The sequence below is a fragment of the Micromonospora tarapacensis genome, from assembly GCF_019697375.1.
GTDB lineage: Bacteria > Actinomycetota > Actinomycetes > Mycobacteriales > Micromonosporaceae > Micromonospora > Micromonospora tarapacensis.
In genome coordinates this window covers 5,416,576-5,437,223 of record NZ_JAHCDI010000004.1, presented here as the reverse complement: position 1 = coordinate 5,437,223, position 20,648 = coordinate 5,416,576, and the positions used below count along the sequence as shown (strand labels likewise).

General features: G+C 69.1%; 19 protein-coding genes. 5 read left to right on the top strand and 14 right to left on the bottom strand.

Features of this window, described 5'->3' with window-relative positions; translation table 11 throughout:
* The first annotated feature begins 249 nt into the window (after positions 1–249).
* Positions 250–1,704: a UDP-N-acetylmuramate--L-alanine ligase gene (locus tag KIF24_RS31100; RefSeq protein WP_221087064.1), complete on the top strand. Its 1,455-nt coding sequence runs from the start codon at positions 250–252 to the stop codon at positions 1,702–1,704.
* Positions 1,705–2,252: 548 nt separating this feature from the next.
* Positions 2,253–3,140 carry a DUF5677 domain-containing protein gene (locus KIF24_RS31095; protein WP_221087063.1) on the top strand — a complete coding sequence of 296 codons (888 nt, stop codon included), beginning with the start codon at positions 2,253–2,255 and terminating at the stop codon, positions 3,138–3,140.
* Between the two features lie 97 nt (positions 3,141–3,237).
* Here KIF24_RS31095 and KIF24_RS31090 read toward each other — a convergent pair whose 3' ends face one another.
* The 12 genes from KIF24_RS31090 to KIF24_RS34845 all read right to left on the bottom strand — a co-directional run bounded on the left by KIF24_RS31090 (position 3,238) and on the right by KIF24_RS34845 (position 15,340).
* The gene (locus tag KIF24_RS31090; protein ID WP_221087062.1) at positions 3,238–3,945 is read right to left on the bottom strand and encodes a hypothetical protein; all 708 of its coding nucleotides are present in this window, start codon (positions 3,943–3,945) and stop codon (positions 3,238–3,240) included.
* A gap of 622 nt (positions 3,946–4,567) precedes the next feature.
* Positions 4,568–5,482: an endonuclease/exonuclease/phosphatase family protein gene (locus KIF24_RS31085; protein WP_221087061.1), complete on the bottom strand. Its 915-nt coding sequence runs from the start codon at positions 5,480–5,482 to the stop codon at positions 4,568–4,570.
* Positions 5,482–7,983 carry a DEAD/DEAH box helicase gene (locus tag KIF24_RS31080; protein WP_221087060.1) on the bottom strand — a complete coding sequence of 834 codons (2,502 nt, stop codon included), beginning with the start codon at positions 7,981–7,983 and terminating at the stop codon, positions 5,482–5,484. The genes KIF24_RS31085 and KIF24_RS31080 overlap by 1 nt, the downstream gene beginning before the upstream one ends.
* Complete coding sequence (locus KIF24_RS31075; RefSeq protein WP_221087059.1) at positions 7,980–9,041, bottom strand: hypothetical protein; 1,062 nt, start codon at positions 9,039–9,041, stop codon at positions 7,980–7,982. The genes KIF24_RS31080 and KIF24_RS31075 overlap by 4 nt, the downstream gene beginning before the upstream one ends.
* A complete protein-coding gene (locus tag KIF24_RS31070; RefSeq protein WP_221087058.1) occupies positions 9,038–9,958 on the bottom strand; it encodes a hypothetical protein in 921 nt (306 codons plus the stop codon). Before KIF24_RS31070 ends, KIF24_RS31075 begins: the two co-directional genes overlap by 4 nt.
* Positions 9,955–10,872 carry an HAD family hydrolase gene (locus KIF24_RS31065; RefSeq protein ID WP_221087057.1) on the bottom strand — a complete coding sequence of 306 codons (918 nt, stop codon included), beginning with the start codon at positions 10,870–10,872 and terminating at the stop codon, positions 9,955–9,957. Before KIF24_RS31065 ends, KIF24_RS31070 begins: the two co-directional genes overlap by 4 nt.
* The gene (locus KIF24_RS31060) at positions 10,866–12,128 is read right to left on the bottom strand and encodes an acyl-CoA dehydrogenase family protein (protein ID WP_221087056.1); all 1,263 of its coding nucleotides are present in this window, start codon (positions 12,126–12,128) and stop codon (positions 10,866–10,868) included. The genes KIF24_RS31065 and KIF24_RS31060 overlap by 7 nt, the downstream gene beginning before the upstream one ends.
* Before the next feature lie 180 nt (positions 12,129–12,308).
* Positions 12,309–12,869: a GAF domain-containing protein gene (locus KIF24_RS31055; protein ID WP_221087055.1), complete on the bottom strand. Its 561-nt coding sequence runs from the start codon at positions 12,867–12,869 to the stop codon at positions 12,309–12,311.
* Positions 12,866–13,483 carry a GTP-binding protein gene (locus tag KIF24_RS31050; protein WP_221087054.1) on the bottom strand — a complete coding sequence of 206 codons (618 nt, stop codon included), beginning with the start codon at positions 13,481–13,483 and terminating at the stop codon, positions 12,866–12,868. Before KIF24_RS31050 ends, KIF24_RS31055 begins: the two co-directional genes overlap by 4 nt.
* Positions 13,458–13,835: a DUF742 domain-containing protein gene (locus KIF24_RS31045; RefSeq protein ID WP_221087053.1), complete on the bottom strand. Its 378-nt coding sequence runs from the start codon at positions 13,833–13,835 to the stop codon at positions 13,458–13,460. Before KIF24_RS31045 ends, KIF24_RS31050 begins: the two co-directional genes overlap by 26 nt.
* On the bottom strand, positions 13,832–14,248 hold the full coding sequence (locus tag KIF24_RS31040) for a roadblock/LC7 domain-containing protein (protein WP_221087052.1): 417 nt from the start codon (positions 14,246–14,248) through the stop codon (positions 13,832–13,834). The genes KIF24_RS31045 and KIF24_RS31040 overlap by 4 nt, the downstream gene beginning before the upstream one ends.
* Before the next feature lie 159 nt (positions 14,249–14,407).
* Complete coding sequence (locus KIF24_RS34845; RefSeq protein WP_331461335.1) at positions 14,408–15,340, bottom strand: sensor histidine kinase; 933 nt, start codon at positions 15,338–15,340, stop codon at positions 14,408–14,410.
* A 637-nt stretch (positions 15,341–15,977) separates the two neighbouring features.
* Here KIF24_RS34845 and KIF24_RS33690 point away from each other — a divergent pair.
* The 3 genes from KIF24_RS33690 to KIF24_RS31015 are packed head-to-tail and all read left to right on the top strand — an operon-like array spanning position 15,978 to position 18,512.
* Complete coding sequence (locus KIF24_RS33690) at positions 15,978–17,081, top strand: radical SAM protein (RefSeq protein ID WP_230416001.1); 1,104 nt, start codon at positions 15,978–15,980, stop codon at positions 17,079–17,081.
* Between the two features lie 15 nt (positions 17,082–17,096).
* On the top strand, positions 17,097–17,696 hold the full coding sequence (tmk, locus tag KIF24_RS31020; protein WP_221087051.1) for a dTMP kinase: 600 nt from the start codon (positions 17,097–17,099) through the stop codon (positions 17,694–17,696).
* Between the two features lie 12 nt (positions 17,697–17,708).
* Entirely contained in the window at positions 17,709–18,512 is an 804-nt protein-coding gene (locus KIF24_RS31015; RefSeq protein ID WP_221087050.1) for an exodeoxyribonuclease III, read from the top strand.
* Here KIF24_RS31015 and KIF24_RS31010 read toward each other — a convergent pair.
* Both KIF24_RS31010 and KIF24_RS31005 read right to left on the bottom strand, forming a co-directional pair.
* Entirely contained in the window at positions 18,509–19,099 is a 591-nt protein-coding gene (locus KIF24_RS31010) for a class IV adenylate cyclase (RefSeq protein ID WP_331461334.1), read from the bottom strand. The genes KIF24_RS31015 and KIF24_RS31010 overlap by 4 nt on opposite strands.
* A gap of 269 nt (positions 19,100–19,368) precedes the next feature.
* Entirely contained in the window at positions 19,369–20,637 is a 1,269-nt protein-coding gene (locus KIF24_RS31005) for a PD-(D/E)XK nuclease domain-containing protein (protein WP_221087049.1), read from the bottom strand.
* Positions 20,638–20,648 lie beyond the last annotated feature (11 nt).

Here is a 20,648-nt window from a genome sequence, read left to right as displayed (position 1 = left end):
CCGCTCGGCGATTGGCGCCGGGGCAGTCTGCACCGCGACGGCAGGCGGGATGGGCGCACCAGCGACCAACAGTGGCTGCGTCGTTGAGGCCGGTATTGGGCGACGCAGATCGATTGGACCCGCGTGGCCGCGATGGCGACCCGACGCCATCTCGGCCACGCAAGGAGCGGACGGATGGGAAGGAGTGGCCTCCTCACACGTCCGTTCGCGTCACCGACCCGTCAGCTCTGTCGAAGGAGGCACGGCACCATGACCGACACGATCCCCGGTAGCCCGAGCACCGAGGCGGCCTACAGCGGCCCGGTCGATCTGACCCGACCGCACTTCGTAGGCGTGGGCGGACCGGTCCTGTCCGGCCTGGCCCGGCTGCTGGCCGAGCTGGGCCACCAGGTCAGCGGCAGCGACATACGCGAGTCGGCCACTTTCAAGGGGCTGCGCACGGCCGGTGTTCGGGTGCACCTGCACCTGGACGACGACGTGGCGCCTGCCGAGGGCGCAAGCTGCGTGGTCTGCCCGGCGAGCGCGCGCAACGTGCTGGAGGTTCGGGCGGCGCGTGCCGCTGGCGTCCCGGTGGTGCACCCGGCGCAGGTCCTCGACCGGCTGGCCGCCGGGCGGCAGCTGGTGGCGGTGGCCGGATCGCACGGTAAGTCCACCACCTCCGGCATGCTGGCTCACATCCTACGGGCCTGCGGACAGGACCCGACCTACCTGATCGGCGCCGACCTGACCGGGCCCGGCTCCGGTGCCCAGCTCGGCCGGTCGAGGCTGCTGGTCGCCGAGGCCGACGAGTCGGACCGCTCGTTCCACTACCTCACCCCGTCGATCGCGGTCATCACCGGCGTGACCGACGCGCACCCGGAGAACTTCACCAGCCACGCCGACCTGCTGCGCGCCTACGTCACGTTCGGGTGCCGGACCGTGGTGAACGGATTCCTGGTTGTCAACGCCGACTGCGTGGGCGCCACGGTGGCCGCCCAGGTCATCGCCGACGAGCGACCCGACCTGACGGTGCTGCGCTACGGCCGGGACCGGACGGCGGATGTCCGGCTCCTGGACGTGCACGCCGAAGGGTGGAGCGCGTCGGCCACGGTGCGGATGCCGGATGACACCCAGGTACGGATGACCCTGCCGACTCCGGCGGCGCATCACCTGGGCAACGCGGCGGCGGCCATGGCGTGCGCGGTGGCCCTTGGACTCGACCCCGCCGAGATAGGTGCCACGTTGTGCACCTTCGCCGGAGTGCGCCGCCGGTTCGAACACGTCGACACCCGGGCCGGGGTGACGGTGGTCGACTCCTACGCCGCCCATCCGCACGAGATCGCCGCCGACCTGGAAGCCGCGCGTACCCTGGCCCGGGGCCGGGTGTTCGTGGTGTTCCAGCCGTCCGGACATGCCCGCGTCCTGGCCTTCGGGGAGCGGATCGGGAGGGTCCTGGCGGACCACGCCGACCACGTCCTGCTGCTCGATGTGCATGACACCGCGCCGGAGAGCCGGCCGCTGGCGGACCTTACCGCCATCATCGCCCAACTGCGCGACGGTGCCTACTGCCTGCCCAGCAGACCCGACCATGCGGCCCGGGTGATCGCGCGGATGGCCGGACGTGGAGACCTGGTGCTGACGATGGGCACCGGTGACGTGACCAGCTACGGCACGGCGATCCTGGACAAACTGAGCTGCCGATCCGAGGTGACATTGTCGGCCTGATCTCCTTCCGTCAAAGGGTGACGCTGCCGGGGTCGCTCGACCGTCTGCTGGCCCGGGTGAGCAGTCCCGCGCTGTTGGCCAAGTTCACCTGGTCCAGTCGCCCGGGCCGCTCGGGCCGCACGCAGCAGCTCCCACGTCTCGGACACGCCGCTGCCCAGCCCACCGCCATGCCGCCCCGGGCGTACAGGTTGGAATGCATAGGGAGGTACGCCGTTACGCACAAGAAATCACATGACGACGCAGCCCAGGATGGCCGACCCCAGTGCCCCTCGTCACCCAGACGGAGCACTCCCTCCGGCTACGCTCGGCAATCCCATCGCAGACGCATACGCGCCCGAAACGCGGCATAAGCGTGCACGCGATCTTGTGGACAGCGCCACCGACCGTCGCGGCAAAGTAGTGCTTGTCGGACTGCCGTCTCATTATGCCGCAAAAGAGAATCTCGCAAAACGGCTCAGTCCGCGCTACCAGGACCCCACCGTCGGCTCGTTGGACGGGCCGCGAACGGGCTTCGGTGTGAGCAGGCAGGGACATATCATTATTTCTCGGTGGCTGTGAATGAGAACGTCGACGTCGAAGCGCGGGTGGCGGCTGTCGAGGTGTGGATCGCCGCGACGAAACAGGCGCTCATCATCGGCGACCTGACCTGGGATGCAGCCTGGCCCGACCTTCGCCGCATTGCGGTCAACTACATCCTTCGGCGTCAGCTCGAAGCGCTTGACGCCACCGTGGTGCTGGCCAAGGTCGGGCTAGGTCATCTGGCAGTCGGGTTTGTCCGGCCCGCGCTCGATGAGTTGCTTTGGATGCTGTGGGTGAAGGATCTGCCGCAGCAGGACGCCCAGAATTTGCTTATGGCCATGGGGCGGTCCCACGGTATCCGCTCACTGCTCGCCCAACGTGCCTACGTCGGTGACGCTGTGATGCAGGAGCTATGGTACCCGGTAACGTTTCTAGACGCCCAGGACCAGCAGCTAACTCGTGCCAACGCCGAGCTGGCGAAGATCCGCGAGCAGTTCAATTGGTCGGGGCGCACGCTGCCGAGCGCGAGCTGGGTCGCAAAGCAGACCGGCCATGAGGATCTGTACGAATACTTGCATGCCGCCGCGAGTCGGGCCCTGCACTTCTCGATGGGCGAGGTTTTGCGCAACAGTTGGGGCGAGCCAGGCGGAAAGCTGGTCACCCTGCAACCAGAATTTCGCGAGTACCGGACCAACTTCGCGCTTTACCAGTTACCTTTTTTATTCCTCGAAACCGCGGACGCTTGCCAGAAGTTCTTCGAACATGCGGGAGTTACAGGACGAGAGGACGAGATCGTAGAGAAGCAGATTCTCGCCGCAGCCCAGGCCCTCGGAGAGTTCGGGCGCGTACCGCTCGTCCACGCTCACGAATGGAACCTGACGCCGAATGGCCCGCTGCGCCATACTGAGAAGAATTGACGAAGCCTGAGGTCGCGAAACGCATCAGCCGGGCAAGCCGGCGAGTGGGTGCACATACGCCTCCGAGCCAACGAACGAAAGCCGATCAAGCCCGACCTCAGTTCCCGGCCAGCTTGACAGCTCGATCCTTTGGAGTTCGCCAATCTGCGGGAGCCCGATCGTCAGCGATACCCGGATTGGGGGACGGCAGGTGCCGTTCCTCGATTCGCACCACGTAGCGGTGCCATCCCGACTCTGCTTGAAACCTTGCCAACCATAGTTCCCAAACGCCCAATGGTTGGTCACTATCCCGCCGTGCCCGACCTCGGAACCAGACGTCCGAGATGCCGTGTGGGAGGACAATGTCAGCGATGTGCTCGATTGTTCCGTCGTCATAAGAATCGGACAGCCGGTAGAAGTAGTGGCCACCTTCCTTGTGACCCCGTGCCAAGAGGAAGAGGTGTCGCTCATCGGCTGGTTCGGCCAAGAGTTTGTCGAAGTTCTCGCGGGCACAGTCCTCCGCGAGCATCTCAGAACAGACCTGCGCCAGCTCGTTCAAGCGCAAGGGGATCGATCCACCCTCGGTCCGGGGCTGTCCTGCCTTCTTCGCGCGTGCCCATTCACCCATCAGGCTTGTGGCTGGTGGTGAGGTGACCTCAACGATGCCCCGGCGCTCCCGGCCATCGACGTACACCCAAGAACCGTCAGGCTTCTTGTCGCCAGCGCCAGCATCCGCGAGCTTGATGTCGACCCCGAGCACCTGCTCTAAAGCCAGAAATGCGATCTCTTCCTCACGGCTTGCCTTCGCCCCGGCCACGTTGCTCATGGCTTGGAGAATAGCTGGGCCGGCACGTGAAGCGATACCGGTGAAACCGTTCGACGATATGTCGCAGGAGCGGGTTCCACGAACCTCGCCGTCCGCTCTAGGACGAATTAGACGAGCCGGCACACACTGGACGCGGCAGATATGGATGCCGATGGAGTTGGACACTGCCAGCCGGGTCACCGGTGGGGATCGGTGCGGACAACTCCGGTGGAGTCATCCCATCGGCCGAGCTGCATCTGCGCGGCCGAGACTAGCGAGCCTGGGATGTCGAACGCCGAGCGCCTCCGGGGGCCGCCGACCGGCTGGCTGGTTGACGCACTCAATTCGGCAGATCCGGACGCCGATCCGCGTTTCGTCGGACGGTCACCTGTTACACAGCGTCACCTACAGAGACCGGCCGACGGTCTCTGTAGGTATCCAGCAGCCGATCAGCCAGTAGGCCGACACCGGGCGTCCCAGCTTCAGCGCCGAACGCCTGACGCGGCTCGTATGGAAGCGCGGCCCGCAGCGTGACGGTCCGCCCGGGCGATCCGAAATGGGCCGTGATGAACAGCGCAGTTCTGAGGAGGGTTGTGAAGGGGCCGTAGAGCTTCGGGTCCGGCTCGAAGAGCTGCCGGTGCCGTTACAAATCGATGGTGGCGGTGACGAGGTGGTGGTCGGACGGGAACGGCGGCCCGTCGGGGACGTGGACCTGGTAGCTGCTGGCGATAACGTGTGAGCGCATGGCGTTGTTGACCAGCAGGTAGTCGATGAGGTCCGGGCCGCCTTCACCGGCCTTGTCGATGATGGTGGGCGCGATGACGAAGTCGGGGTTGGCGAGCCAGGCGAGTTCGGCGACGGCGTGGTAGCCGGCGCCGTCGAGTCGGCGGTTGCTGGTCGGGTCCCATCGGCCGATGAGGTGGTCGAGGGCGTCGGTGTCGGCTTCCCAGTGCCCTTCGGGGGTGCCGTCGTCGATCCGTTTGCCTTTGTGGGTGCGGATGTGGTGGTTCGCGGCGTGCCAGTCTCGTTGTGGGAGGTGTCCGCCGCTGGCGGTGGAGTTGAGGTCGCCGCCGCCGATGAAGGGGAGCGGGTCGTTGCCGTAGCGGTCGAGCAGTTTCGCCTCTTCCAGTCGGGTGGTGCCGCTGCGGGAGTTGAAGTGGGCGACCCAGGCGCCGAACTCGGCGTCGGTGGTGTTGACCCGGAACCGGCCGACGTTGCGTTTGTCGGGGAAGACGTCGGGGTCGTGTGGGTCGTCGCCGGGCCAGGCCAGGTGGGTGACGAGGTGGGTGTTGTAGAAGATGGCCGGTGGGATGGGTCCGTGCTGGCTGGTGCCGAGGAGCCCGGTGTAGGGGGCGTGGTGGACCTCGGTGAGGGCTTTCTCCGCCAGGCGTAAGCCTTCGTGTTGGTTTCGCCGGTAGTGCTTGGCTTCGCAGAAGAGGATGATCGCGGGCGGAACGTCGAGGGCGGCGAACGTCTGTTGCAAGGGCCGCATGTTGAAGGTGCCGTCGCGGTAGCCGCCCGCCTCGTAGTTGTAGGTCGCGATCAGCAGGCGCGTCATCAGCGGGTCCCTTCGGATGTGGTGGATGGCGGGTGCTGGTGCCGGTGTCCCGCGGGTAGAAGCGAGACGTCGGGCTGCAGGCGTGGAGCCGGCCCGCCCGTATGGCACGGTGCGGGAAGGGGTTCGGTGGGTTCGTTGTCGTCGCTTGTGCGGCTGCTTCGGCTGGCGGTGACCTGGTGCATTCCGGTCCAGCCGCTGGCGATCTCCCATTGCATCCCGATCGCGTCGAGGGCGGCGACCCGGTCCTGGGGGAGTTTGCCGTCACGTCGCGCGATGCGCTGGGCATGGATCCACCGGGATAGGTCGATGTCGTCTTCGCGGTGGCCTCTGCGTGGGTGCAGGTGTCCTTCGCGGTGGAAGAAGGTGGTGGCGGTGGCGAGGTTGCGTTCCCAGGCGGCGTCGCGGATTGACCATTGCATGCCGAGTGCTTCGAGGCTGCGTGTGCGGTCGTCGTTGAGGCGTCCGAGTCGGTGGTCGGTGCGTCGGGCGGCGAGCCAGTCGTAGAGGTTGATGCCGTTGACGGTCGCGCCGTAGGGGACCTGGATGTGGCCGTGGGTGGCGTGGAAGTGCTGGAGGGCGGTGAAGCCGTCGTGGTAGGAGGGGCGTTTGACGGTCCAGGCGATCCCGAGGTCGGTGAGGGCGGTGATCCGGTTGGCGGGGAGGGTGTTCTTGCGGTGGTAGCGGCGCTGTTGTCCTAGCCACAGGTTGAGGTCGAGTCCGTCGATGACGTGGCTGGTGGGCACGTCCAGGTGGCCGTGTTCGGCGTGGAACGCGGTGGCGGCGGCGATGCCCCGCTCCCAGGCGCGCGTCATGGGTGTCCAGTCGAAGCCGATGTCGTTGAGGTGCTGGACCCGGTCCTGGGGAAGCCGGTGTGCCTCGTACTCGGCGCGCTGCCGGGCGGCCCAGCGTTCCAGTCGCACGCCGTGGCGTACGTGTCCGACGGGCACCCGCAGGTGTCCGTGGTCGGCGTGGAACGCGCGCAGGGCGGCGTACCCGACAAGCCACTCCGAGGTGGTCTCCTCCAGCACCCGCACGGTGAGGGTCAGGAGCAGGTCCTCGGAGGCGTAGCCGTCGGGAAGGCGGACGAGCAGCCGCGGCGGCAGCGCCGCGGCCCCCGTCGACGCCTTCGTGCGCTGGGTGTCGAGGTCGGCGGCCAAGCCGTTGTCGTGGGCGCGCAGCGCGCGTAGCACCTGGAGGAGCGTGGTCCATTCGGTCAGGTCCGCGGTCAGGTCGCGGGTGGTCTCGGCGGGGTCGTCAGGCAGCAGGACCGGGAGCAGGATCGTGGCGATGCCGGACCCGGCGGGGTTGCGGCGCAGTGCCCGGCCGACGGCCTGGATGACGTCGGACTCGGACTCCTTCGGGGCGGTGAAGACGACGGCGTCGACGGCGGGCACGTCGACGCCCTCGCCCAGGCACCGCGAGTTGGAGATCACCGTCCAGCCGTCCTCAGGAGGGTCGGCAAGGTTGGCCAGATGGATCTGCCGCTGCGCCATCGTCTGGGTGCCGTCGACATGCCCGACGGTCAGGCGGCCCTTGGGACGGTCCTGCTCAGGCAGGGCAGCCAAGGCGGCCGGCAGAGTACGGGAGAACTCCTGGGACTGGGCCACCCGTGGGGTGAACACCAGCACCCGGCGAAGACCGAACTCGGCGGCAGCGCGTGCGAGCGCGGTCTGCACCACCGCGGTGCGCAGCGGCGCCGCGCCGGCACGCACGACGGCGTGGGGGTCGAGGCGACGCAGGGTCGACAGCGCTTCCTCGGAGGTCACCCCGATCACCACGATGCGGTAGTCCTCGAGCCAGCCATCGGTGATCGCGCTCGCGAACGGGTAGCTGTAGTGGACCGGACCGAACACGTCCGCGTCGTCCATCGACAACACGTCCTCACCGCCACGGCCCGCGCGGCGTCGTGCGCTGAGGACCCGTGGTGTGGCGGTCATGTACAGCCGCCGGGTGGCCGGCAGGTGCTCGTCACGGTGCACCAGGGCAACGTGCTTGCCGGGCCATCCGGCGGTGTGGTGCGCCTCGTCGATGACCAACAGACTCGCGGTGGTGTCCGCGGCGTGCAGCCCTTCGCCCACCAGAGCCGCGGAGACATGAGTTACCAGGATCAGCCGCAAACGGCTGGTAGGAGTTCGCCGGACCCAGTCCGCGATCTCGCCCGGCCGCGTGGTGACCGGACAGTGAAGGTCGGTCGTGCGCACCGCCGTGTCGGCGACGGTGTCATCGCTGCACACCGCGAGGACCTGCGCCGCCATGCCGGTAGCGGCCCACACCGTCAGGGTCTGCGCGAGCAGGGGCAGCGACGGGCAGGCCACGACCACCAGCCCGGTGGGGCAGAGCCGGACGGCGGCGTGCACCGCGACAAGTGATTTGCCGCTACCGCAGGCTGCCCGGAACTGGCCGCGACCACCATCGGCCTGGCCTCCCACGATCGCGTCGACGGCCTCCTGTTGGTAGTCCCGCAGAGGCGGCAGCTTCTCGATCGCTGGTGAGTCCTTCACCTCAGGGCTCTCCTACGGCGCGTTCCGGCCGATGGCGTGCGGGGACCGCGCCGCCCCGGCGCGGCCGGATCGACGCCCTGATATGGGTGCTGGAAGCCGCCAGAGGGTCGAGAATCCGGATGGGCGTTATCACTGCTCACTGCTGTGAGGCGTTGCCCTGCGCCTGGCCGGAGGGTGGGGTGTTGGCAGCCGGCCGCCGGTGTGTGGGTGTCTGGGGTGCGGCGGCTGTCGACGTAGAGCCGGTAGCTGGCGGCGTCGGCGATGATCACGTCTGTGGTGTCGGGTCCCAGGCGCGGGTCCTGGGGTGGGATGGGGCCGGTGATGGTGCTGCGGGCGGCGAGGAGGACGCCGCTGGTCGCGTCGATGGTGAGGATGTCGCGCCTTGGCACGCCGGAACGGCCGGTGTACGGCAGGATGACGTCCACGCCGGGACGCTGGAAGCGGTCGGTGACGTTGGGCTGCGCGAGGAGGCCGGGCTGCTCCGCGAGGAGCCGCAGGACCGCGGCCCGGACCGGGCGGGTGAGCGCGTGGCGTTCGTAGAGCATGGCGATGCCGCCGACGATGTCCTGGGGACGGGTCTCGCCGGGACCGCTCGCGATGAGCAGGTGGGTGCGTAGGGCAGCTGGTTGTCTCGGTGGTGGTTGGTCGAACCGATCTCCGGCCTGGCCGGTCCAGCTGCTGTCTCCGCCGTCGGGGGTGCAGCTTCCGCTGTCGAGTTGCACGCTGATCTGTCGGCCGTCGGCGGCGTCGTCGGTGCGCCACAGCTGGTCGATGCGGACCCGTTCGGGCCATCCTGTGGGTCCGGGTGGCCCGATGATGTCGTGGTACCAGGTGCGGCGTTCGACGTACTGGTAGTCGCCGCTGGTGGTGTCGGCGGGTGCGTCGCCGAGGGTGTTGGCCAGGCGGGTCAGCACGGGTCCGGCCGGGACCGGTGGTGTGCTGTTCGGGGGCGTCGTCGGAGACGGCGGGTTGGGGTTCACGCCGTCGGAGGGGCCGGTGCAGGCGGTGAGAAGAAGTGACGCGGTGAGCAGCAACGCGCCGGTTCGGGTGCGGGTCACCGCGTGGCCTGGGCCATGTCGATCGTAGGTTCCTCGGAGCGGTCGACGATGAGGGTGTACGAGCGCAGACGTGGTGCGTCCTTGTCCATGCCGGGTGGCGGGCCGAGGTCGGTGCTCTCGTGGGCGAGGACCCAGCCGGCTCGGTCGATGATCAGGGTGTCGCGGGCCTGCTGGTGCTCGACGGCGACGGCGATACCGGCCCGGCCTGCCCGGTCCGCGACCGTGCCATGGCAGACGACGGCCTCGGCGGTGGCAAGCAGGCGGAGCAGGGCGATCCGGGTAGCTGCGGCGGGGTGTTGGGTGAGATGCACGTCTGCGACCGCGCGGATGATCCACTGCGGACCCATCTCGGGCGGCTGCACCGTGGCGAGGTGGGTGGCGAGGGTGCGCGGGTCGGTGGGGGTCGGCTCGGGTAGCGGTGCGGGGATTCCCTCAGCGGGATAGTCGGTGACGGTGTGGCCGGCGGAGCCGGGTGTGGTGCTGACAGTGCGACCAGATCCGTCGGCGGCCCGCCACTGCCAGGTCTCGGTGGTGACGATCGTGCGGCTGCTGGTCCCCGACGGGATCATGGTGTCCTGCGCGGCCCAGGACCGGGTGTGTGTGCGGGCGTATGTGGCAGGGCTCGTCGGGGTGGCGTTGACCGAGCTGCTGGCGTCGGCCGCCGTGGCGAGCGTGTCAGCCAACTCCGCGAGGCACGGTGCGGTGATCACGGCGGCGGCCGGCGTGCCGCCGGGGACGGTGCTGAGGCCTGCGGGGATCGCCGTCGTCTCTACGCCTGGGCGGTCGCCTCCGGTGGGGAACTGGTACGCGATAACTGCCGTCAGGGCGATGGTGACGGCGACCAGGGCGACCAGCAGTGGCGGACGCCACGGGTTGCCCCTGCGCCGGTGCAGGCTCTGCGCGTCGAGTGGAGTCATGGCTGTTGCCTCATCGTCGGTTGTCCGGACGTGACGGAGGAGCGATCGAACTCTGCTGGGCTGGCCGGATCAGCTAGCCGCGGCCCGCGTTCCGGCGGTGCTGGAGAGAGAAGCTTCAGGAGGTCTCGGATGGCGTGGGTGACGGTGGGATACGCGGGCACGGTTGGTGGTCGCGGCGCGGTGGCCGCCGGCTGGCGGGTGATCCAGATCGGGATCATGCCGGCGGTGAGGGCGCCTTCGACGTCGGTGTGCCAGTTGTCGCCGATGTGGAGAAACCGTGTGGGGTCGACGTTCAGCGCTCGGCTGCACGCGTGGAAGGGGCCGGGGTCGGGCTTCGCGAGGCCGGTGTCTGGACCGCAGATGATGGCCGTGACGAACTCGGTGAGGGCCGCCTTGTCCAGCTTGCGTTGGATCGATGCACGGTGCCCGTTGCTGCAGACCGCTACCGGCGCCAGGTCGGTCAGCGCTCGCAGGAGACCGCGTAGTTCCGGGTCCGGGGTGATCTTGGCGAGTTGGGCGGTGACGCAGGCGTGTACCAGCCGGTCCAGCCCGTCGGTGTCCAGCGTGACGCCGACGCTTCGGAGAGCCGTCCTCCAGACACTTCGACGAAGGTCCTGCAGGCCGTCGGCGCCCGCTGCGGCGGGATACCGCCAGTGGGCGTCGAATGCCGCGTGGTAGGCGTCGGTCAGTGCGCTTGCGTTGACGCGGGAGGTGAGGGTGGCCGCGAGTTGGGCTCCCGCCCGCACGCCGTGAGCCAGGCTGGTGCTGGTGTCGATGAGTGTGTCGTCCACGTCGAAGCTGACGGCCGCGTATGGCCGGGGCGGCGTGCCGAGTCGCGTGTGCAGGTATGTCGCCAGGACCGGCAGCGTGTCGGTGGGCTGGTCGCTGACGAGGGTGCAGGAGGTGGTCAGCATGCGAGGGACCCCGTTGCGCTCGTTCCTGCCCGCGGCGTGGGCCTCGCCTCGCCACGCTTTCGCCTCCGCTGGGGGACGGAGGAGTGGAACCGGGTTGACCAGGGTTGTTTGGTGGTGCCGAGGGCGTGTTCGGCCAGTCGGAGGAGTTGGATGTCCGAGGTGCCTGCGGGGGCGAAGATGTGCAGGGCGTCGCGGAAGTAGCGTTCGATAGGCGATTGGGCGGGGTGAAGGCCGTGTGCGGCGTGGATTTCCATCGCGGTGCGGGCGGAGTCGATCGCGTGTTCGGCGTTGATGAGTTTGGCGTTGACGAGTTCCGCGTCGCAGGGTTGCCCGCTGTCGAGCAGGTGTACGGCGTGGTAGGCGGCCAGGCGGGCGACCATCAGCCGGGACTGCATGGCGCCGATGCGCTGCTTCACCGTTGGCAGGTCGGCCAGGGGTTTGCCGTAGCGGCGCTGGCTGGTCGCGTAGGCGACGGTGGTGTCGAGGACGGCCTGGTGGATGCCGAGGGCGACGGCGGCGAGGTTGGGTCTGCCGTACAGGACGCTGGAGGAGTAGGCGACGTCGAGGCCGTCGCCTTCGGCGCCGAGCCGGTTGGTCGCGGGGATCCGGCAGTTGTCGAAGGTGATCTCGCCGAAGCTGAAGCCGTGCAGGCCCATGCTCGGCTCGTGTGGGGTGAGGCGTAGGCCGGGCCGGTCGGCTTCGACGAGAAAGGCGGACAGTCCGCGGGTGCCGGGGCCGGTGCGGGCGACGACGCCGTGCAGGTCGCCGATGTGGCTGTTACCGACGAAGGTCTTCGTGCCGGTGAGGAGGTAGTCGTCGCGGTCGGATACGGCGGTGGTGGTGATGCCGAGGACGTGGCTGCCGGATCCGGGTTCGGTGACGGCGATGGTCGGCAGGCAATCGCCGGTGGCGATGGCGGGCAGCCAGGTCCGCTTCTGTTTGTCGTTGCCGAAGTGGATGATCTTCGCGGTGCCGAGTTGGGACGCCTGGAGCATGGCGCCCATGGCGGCCGAGACCCGGGACAGCTCTTCGATGATGATCGTCTTGGCGAGGTGCCCCAGCCCGAGCCCTCCGTAGGTGGGGTCGATCGTGACGCCGAGCCACCCTTGGCGGGCGATCTGCCGGGACAGGGCCCGCGCCACGCTGCGGTCCGCCTCTAGCTCCGCAATGCGGGGCCGGACCTCGGCCTCGGCGAACGCCCGGACCGTGTCCCGTAGTCGGGTGTGGTGGGGGGTGAGGTGGTAACCGTCGACCATCTGCCGCTCTCCTCGTGAGTCGCCAACGGTGTCCGTCGGTGGCGGTGGGTTGCGCCACGGGCAGGGCCGTGGCGGGGTCACCAGCAGTTCCTGGAAGGTGAGCTGCCGGCCTGGGCAGCGAGGCGACGAAGGGTGTCTCGTGTGCGGTGGCGCGATCGGGATTGTCGGGCCGTGGCCCGGTTACCTCAGGTGGTGTTCGCGCTGGCTGATCCGGGCGGACAGCTCGGCCGCCCAGGTCTTGATGGTGGTGAGTCCTTGCTGTCCCCAGGTGCGGGATTCGGTGCCGACCACGCAGATCGTGCCGAGGGTGGTGCCGGTGTGGTCGATGAGTGGGGCGCCCATGTAGGTGCGGATGCCGAGTTGGTCGACGACCGGGTTGCCGGCGAACCGTGGGTAGGCGCAGACGTCGTCGAGGACCAGTGCGCGTCGCCGGTGCACGACGTGCGGGCAGAATCCTTGGTCGCGTGACATCCGGCGCCCGGGTTCGAGGGGGGTGGCCGCTGCCGACACGCCGGGCTGCGTGGTCCGGCCGGTGTAGAGGCCGGCGAAGAACTGGCCGTTCTCGTCGAGGAAGTTCACCATCGCCCACGGCATGTCCGTGACGTCGGCGAGGTTGCGGGCGAAGTCGTCGAACTCTCGCTCCGGTCTGCCGAGGCCGAGCGCCCGCAGCCGGTGGAGCCGCTGGGGTGCCTCCGGGTCGGGCGGAGTCAGGGGTGGGGGTTCGAAGTTGTCGCTGGTCATGCGCGATCACCTACCTCGGTCGGTGCGGAGCTGGCATGTGTGGGCGAGGGAGCGGCGAGTAGGTGCCGTACGAGGGTCACCAGGACGGTGGTCGCGGACCGTCGGTCGCGGGCGTCGCACATCACGATCGGGACCGCGGGCGGCAGGCCCAGGGCTTCGCGTACCTCCTGCGGGTGGTGTCGGTAGGCGCCGTCGAACTCGTTGACGGCGACGAGGAACCGCATGCCGCGGGACTCGAAGAAGTCCACGGCGGCGAAGCAGTCCGGCAGGCGGCGGGTGTCGACCAGCACCACCGCGCCGAGGGCGCCGTGGCTCAGGTCGTCCCACAGGAACCAGAACCGGTCCTGTCCGGGCGTACCGAACAGGTACAGGACGCTGTCGCGGTCGATGGTGATGCGACCGAAGTCCAGGGCCACCGTGGTGGTCGTCTTCGCTCCTATCCCGGTGAGGTCGTCGGTGGCGACGCTGGCGGTGGTGAGCAGTTCCTCGGTGCGCAGCGGCGGGATCTCGCTCGTGGCCGTGATGAAGGTGGTCTTCCCGACCCCGAACCCGCCGGCGACCAATACCTTGAGCGCGTGCGGTGCCCAGTCAGAGTCGCTGTTGGAGGCCGACAAGGAGTTTCTCCAGGATCGATCGGTCGGTGGGGTCGGCGGCCGGGCTGGGTGGGCGGGTCAGGACCGCGCCGACCGCGACCAGGTCCGACAGCACCACCTTCGTGACCGCGGCCGGCAGTCTCATCCGGGCGGCCACCTCGGCGACCGTGGTCGCCGCGCCGCACAGGCCCAGCGCCACGTCGTGGTCGGGCTCTAACGTGCCTCGGGGTCGCACGCCGGTGGCGACGACCCACGACAACAGGTCCATCGCCGTGGTGGGGCGGGTCCGTCCCGCGCTGACCGTGTAGGGGCGCACCAGGCGCCCGGCCGCCTCGTCGAGCCACGGGTCTCGATGCGCGCTGCTGGAGGTCATGACGGGACGGGGGACGGGGCGCTGCTTCGGGCGGGTGTCGCCAGGTACGGTCGGACGCTCTTGACCATCTGCGACATCTCGTAGCCGAGCACGCCGACGTCGGCCTGGCGGCCCGCCAGCACCGCCAGGACCCCGCCGTCGCCCGCCGCCGTGACGAACAGCAGCGTCTCGTCGAGCTCGGCCACCACCTGCCGCACACCGGAGCCGCCGTTGAGCATCTGTCCGGCGCTGCGGGTCAGGGAGAACAGCCCGGAGGCGATCGCCGCCAGGTAGTCGGCGTCGTCGTCGGTCAGTCCGTGGGCGGCGCGAGGCAGCCCGTCGGAGGACAACAGCAACGCGCTGCGGGTGTGCGGCACCCGCCCGACCAACCCGGACAGCAGCCACGCCAGTTCCTGGCCAGACGTACCGGTCATCGCAGACAACTCCTTCTCACATCTTCGGTCAGTGGCGTGGGACAGCACGCGCGGCGGGCGGCTCGCCGCTGTCGGAGGTGGCCCCGCGCAGGAAGTCAGCCATAAGCGTCGGGTCGTGATCACCAGCCGGCTGGTTCACCGATCCCGGTCCGCCCCGCGCTAACGGGGCCGCCAGATGCGCCTGCCGCGTCCGGCGCGGCAGCAGCGGGCCCGCAGCGCCGGCCTCCCCGGGGCCTGCCTGGACGCGGCACCGGTGCGGGATGCGGGCGTCGGCGCAGGTGGCGGCACCGGTGGGTGGTGGCGAGCGCCGACGGGCGAGGGCGAAGCACCGGCCGCCGGCGAGGACACGGTCGCCGCCACGGTCGGCTCGCCACGCGATGGCATCCGGCCGGGCTCCACCGCCGGCGGTTGCCCGGTGGGTTGGTCCCCGAGCAGCGGCGTCGGCAGGATCACCACCGCCTGCAAGCCGCCGTAGACGTTGCTCTGCAGCTTGACGGTGATGCCGTGCCGACGGGCCAACGCCGAGACCACCCACGCCCCGATACGGCCGTCGCGCAGCAGGTCACCGACGTCCACCCGGCCCGGGTCCAACAACAGCGCGTTCACCCGGTCCTGCTCCGAATGCGGCATCCCCAGACCGCGGTCGTCCACCTCGACTGCCACGCCGAGTGCCACCCGCCGGGCACGCACCGTCACCTCAGTATGGGGAGGCGCGAACGCGGTCGCGTTCTCGATCAACTCGGCGAGCAGGTGCACCACGTCGGCGCCCGCGTGGCCGCGTACCGTTCCCTCGACCGGTGGCACCACCCGCACCCGCGCGTACTGCTCCACCTCGGCGATCGCCGAGCGGAGCACCTCGACCAGCGGCAGGGGCCGGCTCCACTGCCGCCTCGGCACAGCCCCGCCGACCACGGCGAGGTTCTCGGCGTAGCGGCGGATCCGGGTCGCGAGGTGGTCGACTTGGAACAGGCCCTTGAGCAGGTCGGGGTCCTCGACCTGCGCCTCCAGGACATCCAGCAGCTGGATCTCCCGGTGCACCAGGCCCTGCAACCGACGGGCGAGGCCGACATACACCTCTACCTGCTGCCCCACCACGGGCTGGCCTGCAGCAGGTGAGGCGCCCACCTTGGTGCTTACTTGCGCTCGGGCGAGTCGATGCACGCAAACGGCCGCGCCGGCAGTGATCGCTATGCTGGCCGCCGCCGCGCATACCAGCACCAAACCGGCCGCCGCCGGAACGGGCCCCGGTGATTGCGCAAGCGCCCATGTCGCCGTTCCTAGGCCGACCGTTGCCACCCCAGCGGCCAGTGCCAGGCACACCCGCACCAGGCGAGCGGGCAGGCCAGCCCCAGACGGCCCCCCGGCCGACGCATCGAGTCGCACCCTGCCTCCCTCTGAGTCGCAGATGACGTGTGCCAGCGGCTCCGCCGACGGTGGGGACCCGGCGGGCTCTGGCAGTAACTGGCCAGCGCCGGACCTAATAGGTCGTGGCGTCGCGGTGATCGATAACGCCGGAGCTCAGTCTTGGTCGGCGACTGGGCGTCGAACACTGTCGACGCAAGGAATTAGCGCGGATTCCGGCGGTCGCGGCCGACCTGGTCGGTGTCGGTTATCGGCGTCGAGGGTGTTCGACACGAGTAGATGCCGGGTTACTGGACGAGGTAGTCCCGCGAGGTTGGCGAGGCGGTTTCGGCGCCTCCTGCGAGCGGGTGGGCGCTGGGAGGGGTTCATGAGTAAGCGTCTGGTCGTCGAGACCCACGCCAGTTCCTGCTACTTCCGCACGTCCGTCGACGACGGTGAGCGCAAGGCGCTGGTGCAGATCACGGAGCGGTGCAACCTGCATTGCGCTCACTGCTTTGTCTCCTCCACCCAGGTCGGCGCGGACATCGCGCTCCACGACATGGTCGAGACCGTGCTGCCCCGGCTGCGGCGGGCGCAGGTGACCCGGTTGACGTTGACCGGCGGTGAGCCGTTCGCGCACCCGCACCTGCTGGAGATCTGCGCGGCCACGGCACGGATGGACCTACCCGTGAAGATCTGCACGAACGCCACCCTGACCAGCGACGAGCAGATCACCGCCCTCGCCGAGCTGGGCAACGTGCGGGTCAACGTCAGCTTCGACGGATTTCGGCCCTCCTCGCACGGCCGGTTCCGGGGCAACCGCGACTCCTTCGCCGTCACCCGGGAGACCACACAACGGTTCGCCGACGCGGGCCTGCTACACGGGATCCTGTCGACGCCCAACGTGCTCACCCGCCCGCAGGAGTTCACCGAGCTGTGCGCGTTCGCCGCCGACTTGGGTGCCGCGTACGTGCTGATGAACCCGCTGTCGAGCTTCGGCCGGGGCGTGAAGTCCCACGGGCGGCTCGCCGCCCCGGAGCAGACAATGCGGGCCATCGCCGCCGCCACCGCGCCCCTGGCCGACCGGGTCGAGCTGGTGCCGATCCGGTTCCCCAACGACACCCGGCCGCTGTCAGGCTGCGACGCCGGCACCCTGATCTACGTGTTCGCCAACGGCGACACCGCCGTCTGCCCCTACCTCGTCTTCGCCGCCCGCACCCCCCAATCCCCACACGCCGACCGCGAGTTCCTGGTCGGCAACATCCTCGACGGGGAAATCGCCGACGCCCTCGACCGCTACCGCTTCCACGACCGCTACCAGGTCGGAGCCAACCCGACCTGCGGGGCGTGCGCGATCAACGCCTCCTGCGGCAAGGGCTGCCCCGCCGCGGTGATCGCCGCCGGCCAACGCATCGGCGCCCCGGACACCGAACAGTGCCCACCCGAGGCGATCCGGCTCCCGCTAATCCCGATCCCGTCCGCGGGAGCCTGACCTGCCGTGTTGATCGTGATCGAGGGACCCAACGGCGTCGGCAAGACCACCATCGCGGGACTGCTGGCCGAGCGGCTACGCCACCGTGCCGATCAACCCGTACACCTGACGACCGAACCCACCCGCACCCGCCTGGGAGAACTGCTCCGCGAGGCCGAGGCCGTCATCCACGGGCGTGCCCTCGCGCTCGCGATCGCCGCCGACCGCACCACGCACGTCGAAGACGAGATCATCCCCGCCCTCGACGCCGGCAGCATCGTCATCACCGACCGGTACGTCCAGTCCTCACTGGTGCTGCAACGCGTCGACGCGGTCGACCTCCGCGAGATCTGGAGCTACAACCGGTACGTCCTGCAACCGGCCATCTCCCTCTACCTGGTCGACGACCCGCAGGTCATCGCCGGCCGGCTCGCCGCGCGCCGGCGACTGACCCGGCTGGAGGCCACCGGCACACCCGAACGCGAGTTGCAGCTCTACCAGCAGGCGTTCGACTTTCTCGACCGCCAGTCGTGGCACCAGGCGAAGGTCGACTGCCGCAGCCGAACCCCCGAGCAGGTCGTCTCCGCCATCCTCGACACGCTGGCCCCGTTGCTCGCCCGCCGCCTCGCGGCGTGAAGACTCGACGCCGTGCTATCGATCCTGACCCTGAACATCCAGGCCACCTCCCGGCGGCGCGCCGACGCGCTGCTGCGGTGGCTCACCGGCCGCCCCGAGCAGATCCTCCTGCTCACCGAGACCAGCAGCGGCGACGGCACCACCCACCTGCTCGACTGCTTCCGCCGCGCCGGCTACCAGGTGCACCACCCACCCCTGCCCGGCGACCGCGGCACGGCCATGATCAGCCGGGTGCCCGTCACCGTCCGCCCGGACATCACCGCCGGGCTGAGCATCCCCGGCCGGGCCGTCGCCGCTACCGTCCACACCGACCCACCGGTCACCGTCCTCGGCGTCTACGTGCCCTCCAGCGACCGCGCAAAGGCCAAGGTCGAACGTAAGCGGGCCTTCGTCGCCTCCCTCGTCACCGTGATCGGTGACCTGACAGCCAGCGAGCGGGCGCACCTGGTGCTCGGCGGGGACTACAACGTCATCCCCCGCGACCACCAGCCCACCTACCCCGGGGTGTGGCTGTCATTCGAGTACGACCTGTTCGACGCCCTGACCGCCGCCGAACTCACAGACGTACACGACCACCTCGCCCCTGGAGCACAGCAGCACAGCTGGTTCGGCCGGGCCGGCAACGGCTACCGCTTCGACTACCTGCACGTCGGCACGGCTCTGCGCGACCGGCTGTGCGGCGGCAGCTACCTGCAGGAGCCCCGCGAACAGCGCCTCACCGACCACGCGGCGGTCACCCTCGACCTGGACCTGCAGGTCCACACCCTCGACGTACGGCCCACTTCGCCGGTGGTCGAGCCGGCGACCCTGTTCTAAACCCTCGCCCGTGCCGCTCGGATCAGCGAGTCGTACGTGTCGGTGGTGCGTTCCAGGGACACGTCTAGCGTGGCGGCGAACCGGTTGAGGTCGGCCTGGATCCGCTCACCCGCCTCGCCGTCGGTGACGATCCGCTCGATCTCCACAAACGCCCCAAGGCCGTCCACCTCGTCAACGCACAACGACATCAACCCGAACGTCGCCGTCCTGCGGGCCTTGCGGATGCGGACCGTCGGGTAGAAACCCATCTGCCGGATCGCGGCGTCCATCTGCTTCCGATCGGCCACCTCGGTCTCGTGCTCGACACACGACAGCTCGTTGGCCACCGGCGTCTTCACCGTCAACAGATGCCGCCCCCGCTCGGTGCGCAGACGGGCGAACGGTACCCCGATCTTCGACTGGCCGTACTCCCAGCCGACCGGCGCGTACGCCTGATCATCCTGGTCTGCCGGCGCCGACAGGACGACGCCGCGTACGGCGAGGGCCGCCTCCAACGCGGCGAGATCACCGATCCGGTACTTGACCTCCACCTCGTACGCCGACGTCTCCGTCATACCTGTCGTCTGGAGCGCGTCAATGCCCGTCACGTCGTCGCACCCTACGGCTCGATCGCCCTGGTCCGTGTCCCGCCGCGCCCACATGCAGTGACTCGGCCTCCAAAACCGGAACAGTCAAGCTCCGCGATGCTCGGTGCCGTCGCCCCTCGATTATGGGCAGCACCCGTTGTATCGATTCCACGGGACACGAATAGCAACAGGTGAACGGCAGCGCCATCAGCTGATCCGGCAGGGCAACGCATCCGACCAAAAGCCGGGCGCCCCTGAAGAGCAGTTGGACCCACGACGTGGGTAAACGGTCAGGGTGAGCCCTGAGTACGTTGGCTTCGGGTTCGGCGGGGTGTAGCGGCTGGCGTCGCCGTCACGGTACCCGGCGCGGGAAGCTGACTGGGACGGGACACGATGATCACGTCGATGATGTCGTCACGTTCAAGAAGCGCTGCGGTGGTGATGTCGTGTTCCTGGCTGGAGGCCGAGGCGTCGTAGATGAAGACGATGAGCTTCGTGTAGGTGCCGCGGTCGCGCAGGTAGGCGATGGAGTCCTCGAGAATCTCCTTTTCAACTTTCTTGAACTCGGCGGCCGAGCGCACGTACTTGAGCTCGATGAGCACGCCGAGGCGCGGGATTCCGAAGTCCGCTCGGTAGGAGCTGTGACCGAGCCGCGGCAACGGCTCTTCATCGACGAGGTCACTGAACACGGACCGGAGCATGATCCAGACGATGTCCTGGATCTCGCGTTCGGAGCCGACCTCCCAGCGGACCGGGTGCCGGACGTCGTCCGGATCGTCCCAGCGCCAGCGCTTCATCGCGGCCGGGAAGCGGCGAAGTACGACGCCGACGTGGCTGCGAGTGAGGATCGTGCTGTCGATGCTGGCGTCGATGATCCGGCCGGCGGCTGCGCGTACCAGGGCTGCGTCGCAGGTGGACAGGTCGCCGACGTCGGTGCGCAGAAGGCCGGTGAGGATCCGGCGCTGGATGAAATGCAGATCGGCGGCCGGGTCGGCAAGTCGCGCTGCGCCGACGATCGACATCCAGTGCACCATGGAAAGCTCGGGCAAGCTCTTGATACTGGTCACACTGCCGAGCTGCGCGGGGTCGTCGGTCAGAACGGCGAGTGCGTGACGGCGCGCGAGGTCGGTGCGGGGGTCGTCGGCGCGGAACCGGGAGTCGGGCAGGATCTCGAGAAGCCAGCTGCGAAACGCCGGCAGCGCGTCCTGGGTGACGAGCGCGGCGAGGGTGATGCCGAGCAACTGTCGCCGGTCAGTGGCGAAGGTCGTTCGGTCGGCGGGGAACGGGTCGCGACGCATCAGGTCGCGCAGGCCGTCCACCAGGCGTTCGTGTGTACCGAGGTCGTGGTGGGACCTGTGGTCGTGCAGGGCGAACCCGAGGACGGCGAGCCCTGGTGCGTGGCGCAGCCTGTCGGTGTGGTCGTCGAGCCATTGCGTAGTCAGCGGGTTCACCTCCCAGGCGAACGACACGTCGACGCCGTTCAGGATGTGGTGGGCGAAGAGCCCGTCGAGATCCCCGGGCTTGTTGGCGGGACTAAGGTGCCGGTCGAGGGCGGCCATCTGGTCGGCGA